Below are 11940 nucleotides of genomic sequence, written 5' to 3' on the forward strand. Positions count from 1 at the left end.
CGTGAGTGAGCTCCCCCCGCACGACAGCAGCGAGCCAGCCGAGCCGGACCCCAGCGACCCGCATGGTCTCTTCGACGAGATCATCGCGGCCGAGACCGACCGCGACCCCGACCTCGCGGTGATCGAGGCCGGCAGCCGTACCCTCCGCGCCCAGGGCGCCGACGCGGGCCGGCAGGCCGACGTGCCCACGCGCCCGGCCGACCCCGAGGTCGACAAGGCGCTGCGCGAGGTGGAGGCCGAGCTCGCCACCCGCTGGGGCGAGACCAAGCTGGAGCCCTCCGTCGGCCGCATCGCCGCGCTGATGGACGTCCTGGGCGAGCCCCAGCGCGCGTACCCCTCGATCCACATCACGGGTACGAACGGCAAGACCTCCACCGCCCGCATGATCGAGGCCCTCCTCGGCGCCTTCGACCTGCGCACCGGCCGGTACACCAGCCCCCACGTCCAGTCGGTCACCGAGCGGATCAGCCTCGACGGCGCCCCGATCTCCGCCGAGCGGTTCATCGAGACGTACAACGACATCAAGCCGTACATCGAGATGGTCGACGCCCAGCAGGAGTACCGGCTGTCGTTCTTCGAGGTGCTCACCGGCATGGCGTACGCCGCCTTCGCGGACAGCCCCGTCGACGTCGCCGTCGTCGAGGTCGGCATGGGCGGCAGCTGGGACGCGACCAACGTGATCGACGGGGACGTCGCCGTCGTCACCCCCATCGACCTCGACCACACCGACCGGCTCGGCGAGACGCCCGGCGCGATCGCCACCGAGAAGGCCGGCATCATCAAGCAGGACGCGACGGTGATCCTGGCTCAGCAGCCGGTGGACGCCGCCCAGGTGCTGCTGAAGAAGGCCGTGGACGTCGACGCGACCGTGGCCCGGGAGGGCCTGGAGTTCGGGGTCGTCGCCCGGCAGGTCGCCGTCGGCGGGCAGCTCATGACACTGCGCGGGCTCGGCGGGGAGTACGAGGAGATCTTCCTGCCGCTGCACGGCCCCTACCAGGCGCACAACGCCGCCGTGGCGCTGGCCGCGGTCGAGGCGTTCTTCGGCGTCGGCTCGGCGCACGCCCAGCGGCTCGACATCGACACCGTGCGGAAGGCCTTCGCCTCCGTCACCTCGCCGGGCCGCCTGGAGGTCGTACGCCGCTCGCCGACCGTCGTTCTGGACGCCGCGCACAACCCGGCGGGCGCCCGTGCCACCGCCGAGGCCGTGGGCGAGGCCTTCGACTTCAGCCGGCTGATCGGGGTCGTCGGCGCGAGCGGTGACAAGAACGTACAGGGGCTGCTCGAAGCCTTCGAGCCGATCTTCGCCGAGGTCGTGATCACCCAGAACTCCAGCCATCGCGCGATGGACGCCGACGAGCTCGCCGGGATCGCCGTCGAGATCTTCGGCGACGATCGGGTGCAGGTGGAGCCGCGGCTCGACGACGCGATCGAGGCGGCGATCACGCTGGCCGAGGAGGAGGGCGAGTACGCGGGCGGCGGCGTTCTCGTGACCGGCTCCGTCATCACCGTCGGCGAGGCCCGACTGCTCCTGAGGAGGGGCTGACCGCTGTGCGTACGCTCTGTGCTTCCACTCTGATCGGCGAGTTCTTCGTCATCGGCTTCGCCGGGCTCGTCGCCATGAAGGATCCCGATCTGTCCATGGCCACGGTGTGGACCGTCAGCGGGATCTTCATGGCGATGAGTGTGCTGCTCTGCGGGATGATCACCCGGCCCGGGGGTGTCCAGCTCGGCTGGGCCCTGCAGATCGCGCTGATCGCCAGCGGGTTCGTCGTGGGGTCGATGTTCTTCCTGGGGGCGATCTTCGCCGCGCTGTGGTGGGCCTCGGTGCACTACGGGCGGAAGATCGACGAGGCCAAGGCGAGGTTCGCCGCGCAGGCGGAGGCCGGGGGAAACGCGGCGTAGGCGTTTCGCTCCCCGCCCGCCAGGCCGCCCCGCGGCCAAATCACTCCGGGCGGGCGGGAGATGCGGGGCGCGGCCCCCGCCCGAGGGGCGCGGGGAACCACGCGCTCAACCCCCACCGGCCCGCAGCAAGACTCCACCTGCCCGCCCCACCCGCCGCGGTAGACACTCCGCCCACCCGCCCCACCCACCCGCAGCCGAAGACCTCGAAGCCCCCCGTCCACCTGACTCTGCGTGACACCCACCCGGACACGCCCTGTAGCCTCGGTCACCCGCACACTTGTGACCCGAAGGAGCCACCACCGTGAGCCAGCGCACCCTCGTCCTCCTCAAGCCCGACGCCGTACGTCGCGGCCTGACCGGCGAGATCATCAGCCGTATCGAGCGCAAGGCCGGCTGGCAGATCACCGCGCTGGAGCTGCGCACGCTGGACCAGGACACGCTGGAGCAGCACTACGGCGAGCACAAGGGCAAGCCGTTCTACGAGCCGCTGGTTGAGTTCATGGCGTCCGGCCCGGTCGTGGCGCTGGTCGTCGAGGGCGAGCGGGTCATCGAGGGCGTGCGCGCGCTCGCCGGGCCCACCGACCCCATCGCCGCCGCCCCCGGTTCCATCCGCGGCGACTACGGTGTGATCGTCCGCGAGAACCTGATCCACGCCTCCGACTCCGAGGAGTCCGCCGAGCGTGAGCTGAAGATCTTCTTCCCCGGCCGCGTCTGACACCTCCTGGCAGCCGCGTCCGACGCCGCGTCCGACACCTCCTCGCAGTCGCGTCCGAGTCACTTCCCGGACACTTCCAAGTCGCGTCCGAGCCGCCGTCCAAGTCGCGTCCGGGCCGCACAGACATCACGATTCCAAGATGTTCTTGTAACGGCTTGCAAAGGCTTGTAAAGGACTTACGTCCCGGCCCGATGCCTGATCGGGGACGGCCGTGGAAATTCCGGCCGTCCCGCGGCATATGCGTGCCGATCGGGGGAACGCGTGCCCCCGTTGGGCCGTCTCCACAAGCGAGGCGGCGCCACGCATGCTGACAATGGCGAAGACCCTCGCGCAGTGTTCGTGCAGGCGCGTCTACGATGGAGACCTTCACGTCACTGCACCCACCTCGCCGTTCCTAAAAAGCCGTCAAAGCTCCGCTTGGGAAGGCCAGACGAATCCTGATGGGGAACTCAATGTCGTTCATCGGCCGTGACATGGCTGTCGACCTCGGGACCGCCAACACGCTGGTGTACGTCAGGGGTCGCGGGATCGTACTCAACGAGCCGTCCGTCGTCGCGATCAACACCAACACCGGTGGCATCCTCGCGGTCGGCGCGGAGGCGAAGAAGATGATCGGGCGGACCCCCGGCAACATCGTTGCCGTGCGCCCGCTGAAGGACGGTGTCATCGCCGACTTCGAGATCACCGAGCGCATGCTCCGCTACTTCATCCTGAAGATCCACAAGCGGCGCTATCTCGCCCGTCCCCGTGTCGTCGTCTGTGTGCCCTCGGGCATCACGGGCGTCGAGCGCCGTGCCGTCATCGAGGCGTCGTCCCAGGCCGGCGCCCGCCAGGTGCACATCATCGAGGAGCCCATGGCCGCGGCCATCGGGTCCGGCCTGCCGGTCCACGAGGCCACCGGCAACATGGTGGTGGACATCGGCGGCGGCACCACGGAGGTCGCGGTCATCTCTCTCGGCGGCATCGTCACCGCCCAGTCCATCCGCGTCGCGGGCGACGAGCTGGACAACGCGATCATCCAGCACATCAAGAAGGAGTACTCGCTCCTTCTGGGTGAGCGGACGGCCGAACAGATCAAGATCACGATCGGTTCGGCGTACGACCTCGACAATGACGAACACACCGAAATCCGCGGCCGGGACCTCGTCTCCGGACTGCCCAAGACCGTTGTCATCTCCGCGGCCGAGGTCCGCAAGGCGATCGAGGAACCGGTCAACGCGATCGTCGACGCCGTGAAGACGACGCTCGACAAGTGCCCGCCGGAGCTGTCGGGTGACGTGATGGACCGCGGCATCGTTCTGACGGGTGGCGGAGCGCTGCTGCGCGGCCTCGACGAGCGCCTGCGCCGCGAGACCGGTATGCCGATCCACATCGCCGAGGATCCGCTGGACAGCGTGGCGCTCGGCTCCGGCAAGTGCGTCGAGGAATTCGAGGCGCTCCAGCAGGTTCTGGACGCCCAGCCGCGCAGATGAGGTAACTCTTCGATTCCGCCGTACGGGATGATCGCCTCTCGTACGGCGGATCGTTGATATTGAGGCATAAGCTCCCCCATAACACCCTTGGGCGTCAGCACTCGCTCGGGGTGCGTTCCTGTTGACCTGTTCGGATCCGACTCCGATCCATTCCGGCTCCGACTCCGACTCCGACCCATTCCGACGAGGAAGGCACGGCCGCCGCACGTGAGGGACACACGAGAGAGCCGGCTGCTCCTGGTGCTGCTGATCGCCATCGCGTTCGCTTTGATCACGGTGGACATCCGCGGTGGACAGGACTCACCGGTCCAGGGTGCCCGCCAGGCCGCCGCGGCGGTCTTCGGCCCGATCGAGAACGGGGTGTCCTCCGCGGTCGACCCCGTCGGCAACGCGATCGCCGCGGTCCGCGACTCGGACAGCCGACACGATCGCATCGCCCAACTCGAGCACGACAACACGGCGCTGAAGGCCAAGCTCGGCAGTGACGACCGCAATCGCAGCCGTCTGAACCAGCTCGACAAGATGCTGAAGACGGCCGGCGCCGGCCAGTACGGCATCAAGGGCGCCGAGGTCATCGCCATAGGAGCCGCCCAGGGCTTCTCCTGGACCGTGACCATCGACGTCGGCAGCCACGACGGCATCCAGCGCGACATGACGGTCCTGAACGGCGACGGGCTCGTCGGCCGCGTCACCACCGTCGGCCCGGACACCGCCACGGTGCTGCTCGCCAACGACCCCGATTTCACCGTCGGTACGCGGATGGAGTCCAGCGACGAGCTCGGCTTCGCCTCCGGTCAGGGCGACCGCCCGCTGCGGGTGGAGATGCTCAACGGCAAGGCGAAGATCAAGAAGGGGGACCGTCTTGTCACCTTCGGCTCGCAGGCCGACAAGCCCTTCGTGCCCGGTGTCCCGGTCGGTGTGGTCTCCCGTGTCGACCCGTCAGGCGGCGACCTGACCCGCACGATCTACGTCACGCCGTACGTCTCGTTCTCGAAGCTCGACATCGTCGGTGTCGTCGTCGAGGCCCCCCGCAAGGACCCACGTGACACGGTGCTGCCGGCCAAGCCCAAACCGACGCCCACGCCGACCGTGACCGTGACGGTCACCCCCTCGGCGTCCGAGCCCGTCACCGGCCAGACGCCGTAGGAGCTGAATCCCCATGCGTTTCAATCGGATGCTGCTCTCCGCCACCCTGGTGGTGGTCGCCCTGGTGATCCAGGTGAGCGTCCTCGCCCGTCTGCACCTTCCGGGCGCCGTCCCGGACCTCGTCCTGCTCACCGTGCTGGCCCTCGCCATGGTCTACGGCCACGTCGGCGGCGCCCTCATCGGCTTCGCCGCCGGCCTGCTCGCCGACCTCGCCCCGCCCGCCGACCACGCCGCCGGGCGCTACGCCCTCGTGCTGTGCGTCATCGGCTATCTCGCGGGGCTGGCGAAGCCGGACAACGGCCAGCTCAAGTCGGCGACCGGCCCGATGGCCGTGGTCGTCGCCGCCGCGATCGGCTCCACCCTCCTGTACGCCGGTGTCGGCGCCCTCGTCGGCGACACCGCCGCCCGCCATGTGGGCCTGGGCAGCCTGCTGTTCACGGCCGCCCTGTACGACCTGCTGCTCGCGCCGTTCGTGGTCCCGGGGCTGATGGCCCTGGCCCGGCGCTCCGAGAGCAATCCGCTCGCCGACAGCAACAGCGCGAAGGCCGCCGACGTCTCCTCGGGCTGGCTGGCCTCCGGCACCGGCCTGCGCATCGGCAGCCAGCGCGGCCACCGGGTCAAGGCCGCCCGCGCCCGCGTCGCCCGCGCGGGGCGCATCAAGGGGGTCAAGCGTCTGTGAGCGCACGTCAGTTGACCGACCCCGGGGTCAAGGCCCCCAGGTTCGCCGTGTACTCGTATGACTTGTATGACTCGTACGCATGTGGCGCCCCGTACGCACACGGCTCGCGCGCCCGTGTCCCGTACCCACTCTGAGAGGGGGAGGCAGCACCAGTGACCAACATTCCCGAGACCGGCAGGACCCCACGGGTACAGATCCGACTCGTCGTCATCCAGATCCTCGTCCTCTCCCTCCTCGGCACCCTCGGCGGGCGTCTCTGGTACCTCCAGATCCGCAACGGCCAGGAGTACGCCAAGGAAGCCTCCGGCAACCACGTCCAGCAGGTCGTCCAGCCCGCCGTACGCGGCTCGATCCTCGACGCGCGTGGGGTGCCGATCGCCGACAACGAGACCCGGCTCGTGGTCTCCGCCTCGCGCACCGACCTGCTGAAGATGAAGGACGACGGCAAGGCGGTCCTGACGAAGCTGGCCGGCGTGCTGGACATGAAGCCCGAGGACGTCATCCAGAAGGTCCGGCTGTGTGACGCGAAGACGCCGCAGCCCTGCTGGAACGGCTCCCCGTACCAGCCCATCCCCATCACCGACGAGGCCACCGCCAAGCAGGCCCTGCAGATCCGTGAGCGCTCCGAGGACTTCCCCGGCATCAGCGCCGAGCCCGAGGCCGTACGCCGCTACGCCAGCCCCGGCAAGGCCAACACCGCTCAGGTCCTCGGCTATCTCTCGCCCGTCACGGACTCCGAGATCACCCAGGCCAAGGACAGCAGTTCGCCCTACCTCCGCTCCGACCAGGTCGGCCGCTCCGGACTTGAACGCCAGTACGACAAGGAGTTGCGCGGCAAGGCCGGCGTCACCCGTTACGAGGTCGACAACCTCGGCCGCGTGATCGGCAAGGCCAAGAGCGACGCGGCCCAGTCCGGCTCCAACCTCGTCACCAGCATCGACTCCCGCGTCCAACGGGTCGCCGAGTACGAGCTGGACACGGCGATGAAGGCCGCCCGTCAGCAGTTCGACAAGATCACCGGCGAGAACTACAAGGCCGACTCGGGCGCCGTCGTGGTGATGGAGGCCAAGACCGGCCGGATCGTCTCCATGGCGTCCGCCCCGACGTACGACCCGAACGCCTGGGTCGGCGGCATCTCCGCCAAGGACTACAAGGACCTCACCGGGAAGAACTCCGACTACCCGCTGCTCAACAGGGCCATACAGGGTCAGTCCGCGCCCGGTTCGACCTTCAAGGTGGTCTCCACGGCCGCCGCGGTCGAGGCCGGCTACGAGTGGGACGGCGGCTACCCCTGCACCAGCTCGTACTCGGTGGGCGGCCAGGTCTTCAAGAACTTCGAGGGCGAGAACTTCGGCCCCATCTCGCTCGGCCGGGCCCTCGAGGTCTCCTGCGACACCGTCTTCTACGGCCTCGCGGACAACGAGTGGAAGAAGGACGGCGGCATCAACCCCAAGAAGGGGGAGCCGAAGGACTACTTCTTCAAGGCCGCCCACCAGTTCGGCCTCGGCAAGGAGACCGGAGTCGACCTGCCCAACGAGGTCACCGGCCGCGTCCCGGACCGCCAGTGGAAGCAGAACTACTGGAAGGCCAACAAGGACGTCTGGTGCAAGACCGGCAAGAAGGACGGCGACTACGTCCAGAAGATCGCGTACGAGAACTGCCTCGAGGGCAACAAGATGCGCGAGGGTGACGAGATCAACTACTCCATCGGTCAGGGCGACACCCTCGTCACCCCGATCCAGGAGGCCATGATCTACGGGGCGCTCGCCAACGGCGGCACCATCCACACGCCGACCATCGGCAAGGCGATCGTCAGCGCCGACGGCAAGACCGTCCAGGAGATCAAGCCCAAGGTCAGCGGCAAACTGCCGATCAGCAAGGCCACGCTCAAGGGCATGAACTCGGCCCTGGAAGGCGTCGTCACCCGTGGTACCGCGGCCTGGAAGTTCGGCGGCTGGCCGCAGGACAAGATCGCGCTGCACGCCAAGACCGGTACCGCCGAGGTCTACGGCAAGCAGACCACGTCCTGGTTCGCCACGTACACCAAGGACTACACGGTCGTCATGACCATCGCCCAGGCCGGTACGGGTTCCGGCGCCTCCGGTGAGGCCGTGCGCAACATCTACAACGCGCTGTACGGCGTCCAGGCCGACGGTTCCATCGACAACTCGAAGGCCCTCCTCCCCACCCCCCAGAAGGGCCTCCCGAAGATCCAGACGGACGGTTCGATCGACACCCCGGAGATCTCCAAGGACCCGGTCAAGGACCTCCAGGCCAGCGAGTCGCCCTCACCCGGGGCCACCGACCAGCAGCTGCCCGCGGGCACCACGCCGTCCCCGACGGCCAGTAACCGGAACACCCGAAGGCGTACGGACCGTCCGAAGAAGCGGCGGGGGACGAGGATCCTGACATGACCGGAGCGAACAACTTCTCCGTCTCCGGCTACGGCCCCGCCCGCGGCGGGATGTCGCGGCTCTTCGCCCGTGACTCCCTGGCCCGCCGCCTGGACTGGCCGATACTGCTCTCGGCCCTCGCGCTCTCCCTGATCGGCTCGGCCCTCGTCTACTCGGCGACCCGCAACCGCACCGAGATCAACCAGGGCGACCCGTACTACTTCCTCATCCGCCACCTCATGAACACCGGCATCGGCTTCGGCCTGATGGTCGGCACGATCTGGCTGGGCCACCGGACCCTGCGCACGGCGGTCCCGATCCTGTACGGCCTCTCGGTCTTCATGATCCTGCTGGTGCTCACCCCGCTCGGCGCGACGATCAACGGTCAGCGCAACTGGCTCGTCGCGGGCGGTCTGTCGCTCCAGCCCGCCGAGTTCATCAAGATCACGATCATTCTGGGCATGGCGATGCTGCTGGCCACCCGGGTGGACGCGGGCGACAAGCAGTACCCCGACCACCGCACGGTGCTGCAGGCGCTGGGCCTCGCGGCCGTCCCGATGATGATCGTGATGCTCATGCCCGACCTGGGCACGATCATGGTCGCGGTCATCATCGTGCTCGGTGTGCTGCTCGCCTCCGGCGCCTCCAACCGCTGGGTGTTCGGTCTGCTCGGTGCCGGTGCGCTGGGCGCGGTGGCGATCTGGCAGCTCAAGATCCTCGACGAGTACCAGATCAACCGCTTCGCCGCCTTCGCCAACCCCGACCTCGACCCGGCAGGCGTCGGCTACAACACCAACCAGGCCCGTATCGCCATCGGTTCCGGCGGGCTCTTCGGCACCGGGCTGGGTCACGGCTCCCAGACCACGGGCCAGTTCGTCCCGGAACAGCAAACGGACTTCGTCTTCACGGTCGCGGGCGAGGAACTGGGCTTCGTGGGCGCCGGCCTGATCCTGCTCCTGCTGGGCGTCGTCCTGTGGCGGGCCTGCCGCATCGCCCGCGAGACCACCGAGCTGTACGGCACGATCGTCGCCGCCGGCATCATCGCGTGGTTCGCCTTCCAGGCCTTCGAGAACATCGGCATGACCCTGGGCATCATGCCGGTCGCGGGACTTCCCCTGCCCTTCGTCTCCTACGGCGGTTCGTCGATGTTCGCGGTGTGGGTGGCGGTGGGGTTGTTGCAGTCGATCAGAGTCCAGCGCCCCATGTCGGCGTAGGCCTCCGGCGGTTGGGCGGGAGGGGGGTGCGCTGGTGGCTGGGGGTTCCTTGTCCGCGGGTGGGTGGGGGCTGGTCGCGCGGTTCCCCGCGCCCCTGATCCGGGGCTGCGCCCCTGGCTCCGGGGGTTTTTCGGCTGCGGGTGGGTGGGGGCTGGTCGCGCGGTTCCCCGCGCCCCTGAAAGCCCTGGGCGTCCGGTGTTCGAGGGGTGCCCGATCCAGCCCCACCCGCCCGCCCACCCACCCGTCCCGGCCACGCCATTCACCCCGGCCCGCAGCCTCAAGTCCGTCCGGGCTTGAGGACGAGGCGGCTGCTGCCCCACCCACCCGGCCCGCGTCTTCAGCCGGTTCGGTGTTTGAGGACGAGGCCGGGGGCCGTGCCCTTACCCGCCCCCATGTCTAACCCGCCCACCCGGGCCCGCGTCTTCAGCCGGTTCGGTGTTTGAGGACGAGGCGGGGGGCCGTGTCCCCACCCGCCCTCATGTCCTACCCGTCCACCCGGCCCGCATCTTCAGCCGGTTCGGTGTTTGAGGATGAGGCCGGAGGCCGTGCCCTTACCCGTCCCCATGTCCAACCCGCCCGCCCCGGCCCGTATCACTCAGCCCGTCCGGCGTTTGAGGACGAGCCCTTCGGGCGATGCGGGGGTCCAGGGGGCGCGGCGCCCCTGGCGGGGGTGAGGGGGCGGAGCCCCTGGGGATGGGACGGGTAGGGGCGGCGGGGGCGAGATCCGGTCGTTCACGGAGGTCCCCGACGGGGCTGGTACTGCCATCCCGGCCCGACAGCCACTAGATTCAGTTCATGGCGGACACCAAGCGCGAAATCGAGCGAAAGTACGAGGGTCCCCCGGCCGGCGGCGACGCGCCACTCCCGGACCTGACCGACGTCCCCGGAGTCTCGCGCGTCATCGACAAGGGCGTAGCCGAACTGGACGCCACCTACTACGACACGGCCGACCAGCGGCTCGCCACCGCCTCCCTCACCCTCCGCCGCCGCACCGGCGGCGACGACGCGGGCTGGCACCTCAAACTCCCCGTCTCCGAAGGCGTCCGCGACGAAATCCGCGCCCCGCTCTCCGACACCGTCCCCGAAGACCTGACCGCCCTCGTTCGCTCCCGCATCCGCGAGGCCGAACTGGTCCCCGTCGTACGTCTCCTGTCGGCCCGCGACATCCGCCACCTCGTCGACGCCTCCGGCACCCTCCTCGCCGAGGTCAGCGTCGACCGCGTCCGCGCGGAGCGCCTCAGTGGCGGCGCGGGCAGCGCGGAATGGACCGAGATCGAGGTGGAACTCGCCGACGACGGCGATCCGGCCTTCCTCGACAAGGTCGAGAAGAAGCTCCGCAAGGCGGGCCTCAAACGCTCCGCCTCCGCGTCCAAACTGGCCAAGGCACTCGACGAAACGGCCTCCCGAAAGTCCGCGAAGCCGGAGAAGCCGGAGAAGGCAGGCAAGGCGGGGACGACCGGCAAGATCGCTGACGCGTCGAAGGCGACGACGGCCGCGAAGCCCGAACCCCCCGATTCGGCCCCGCGCACCGCCGGCGACCACGTCCTCGCCTACGTCCGCACCCAGCGCGACGCGATCGTCGAGCTGGACCCCGCCGTCCGCCGCGACGTGCCCGACTCCGTGCACCGTATGCGCGTCGCCACCCGCCGCCTCCGCAGCACCTTCCGCTCGTACGGCAAGATCCTCGACCGCACCGTCACCGATCCGATCGGCGTCGAGCTGAAGTGGCTCGCCGCCGAGCTGGGCGTCGACCGCGACCAGGAGGTCCTCACCGAGCACCTGACAGCGGCGCTCGACGAACTCCCCTCCGACCTGGTCACGGGCCCCGTCCGGGCCCGTGTGAGCACCTGGTCGGAGGCCCGCCGCTCCGGCTCCAGGCAACGCCTGATCGCCGTACTGGACGGCAAGCGCTACCTGGACCTGCTGACGACGCTGGACACCCTGGTGGCCGGACCGCCCCTGCTGGAGGCGGCCTCGAAGAAGCCCGGGAAGGTGATCGCCAAGGCCGTACGGAAGGATTTCAAGAAGGTCGCCGGCCTGGTCGGCGACGCCCTCGAGCTGCCGCCCGGCTCCGAGCGCGACCTCACGATGCACGACGCCCGCAAGAAGGCCAAACGCACGCGCTACGCGGCCGAGGCGGCCACCCCCGCCCTCGGCAGACCCGCCGCCGACCTGGTCAGGTCGATGAAGTCCCTGCAGACGCTGCTGGGCGACCACCAGGACAGTGTGATGGTCCGTGGAGCCCTGCGGGAGCTGGCGACCGAGGCGCACGAGGCCGACGAGAACGCGTTCACGTACGGGGTGCTGTACGGCCGCCAGGAGCAGCGCGCGGCGGCGGTGGAGGCGGCGCTGCCGGGGGAGTGGGAGACCATCGAGGACAAGGGCGCCGTCTGAGGCGTACGGGGGCGGGTCCCGGCCG

General features: G+C 69.4%; 9 protein-coding genes. All 9 read left to right on the forward strand.

Translation table 11 applies throughout. The annotated features are described in order from the left end of the window. The first annotated feature begins 1 nt into the window (after position 1). Positions 2–1543: a bifunctional folylpolyglutamate synthase/dihydrofolate synthase gene (locus ACIQTP_RS02255; RefSeq protein ID WP_403395387.1), complete on the forward strand. Its 1542-nt coding sequence runs from the start codon at positions 2–4 to the stop codon at positions 1541–1543. Positions 1544–1548: 5 nt separating this feature from the next. Next, the gene (locus tag ACIQTP_RS02260) at positions 1549–1902 is read left to right on the forward strand and encodes a DUF4233 domain-containing protein (protein ID WP_403395389.1); all 354 of its coding nucleotides are present in this window, start codon (positions 1549–1551) and stop codon (positions 1900–1902) included. A 301-nt stretch (positions 1903–2203) separates the two neighbouring features. After that, positions 2204–2617, forward strand: coding sequence for a nucleoside-diphosphate kinase (gene ndk / locus ACIQTP_RS02265; RefSeq protein ID WP_054231901.1), 414 nt, complete (start codon positions 2204–2206; stop codon positions 2615–2617). A 452-nt stretch (positions 2618–3069) separates the two neighbouring features. Beyond that, positions 3070–4089 (forward strand): rod shape-determining protein, encoded by a 1020-nt coding sequence (locus tag ACIQTP_RS02270; protein ID WP_037747701.1) that lies wholly within the window; start codon positions 3070–3072, stop codon positions 4087–4089. 207 nt (positions 4090–4296) lie between these two features. Then, positions 4297–5235 carry a rod shape-determining protein MreC gene (gene mreC, locus ACIQTP_RS02275; protein ID WP_402036127.1) on the forward strand — a complete coding sequence of 313 codons (939 nt, stop codon included), beginning with the start codon at positions 4297–4299 and terminating at the stop codon, positions 5233–5235. Between the two features lie 13 nt (positions 5236–5248). After that, a complete protein-coding gene (gene mreD / locus ACIQTP_RS02280) occupies positions 5249–5914 on the forward strand; it encodes a rod shape-determining protein MreD (protein ID WP_402036129.1) in 666 nt (221 codons plus the stop codon). A gap of 152 nt (positions 5915–6066) precedes the next feature. Further along, positions 6067–8328: a penicillin-binding protein 2 gene (mrdA, locus tag ACIQTP_RS02285; protein ID WP_403395392.1), complete on the forward strand. Its 2262-nt coding sequence runs from the start codon at positions 6067–6069 to the stop codon at positions 8326–8328. Then, positions 8325–9521 (forward strand): rod shape-determining protein RodA, encoded by a 1197-nt coding sequence (gene rodA / locus ACIQTP_RS02290; protein WP_403395394.1) that lies wholly within the window; start codon positions 8325–8327, stop codon positions 9519–9521. The genes mrdA and rodA overlap by 4 nt, the downstream gene beginning before the upstream one ends. 795 nt (positions 9522–10316) lie before the next feature. Continuing rightward, a complete protein-coding gene (locus ACIQTP_RS02295) occupies positions 10317–11915 on the forward strand; it encodes a CHAD domain-containing protein (RefSeq protein WP_403395396.1) in 1599 nt (532 codons plus the stop codon). Positions 11916–11940: the final 25 nt, after the last annotated feature.

This window comes from Streptomyces sp. NPDC090798, assembly GCF_044768965.1.
Classification (GTDB): Bacteria; Actinomycetota; Actinomycetes; order Streptomycetales; family Streptomycetaceae; genus Streptomyces.

Coding starts and splice junctions, on each gene's coding strand:
- ACIQTP_RS02270 (WP_037747701.1), top strand. CDS start 3,070: ATGTCGTTCATCGGCCGTGACATGGCTGTCGACCTCGGGACCGCCAAC.
- ACIQTP_RS02295 (WP_403395396.1), top strand. CDS start 10,317: ATGGCGGACACCAAGCGCGAAATCGAGCGAAAGTACGAGGGTCCCCCG.
- rodA (WP_403395394.1), top strand. CDS start 8,325: ATGACCGGAGCGAACAACTTCTCCGTCTCCGGCTACGGCCCCGCCCGC.
- mreD (WP_402036129.1), top strand. CDS start 5,249: ATGCGTTTCAATCGGATGCTGCTCTCCGCCACCCTGGTGGTGGTCGCC.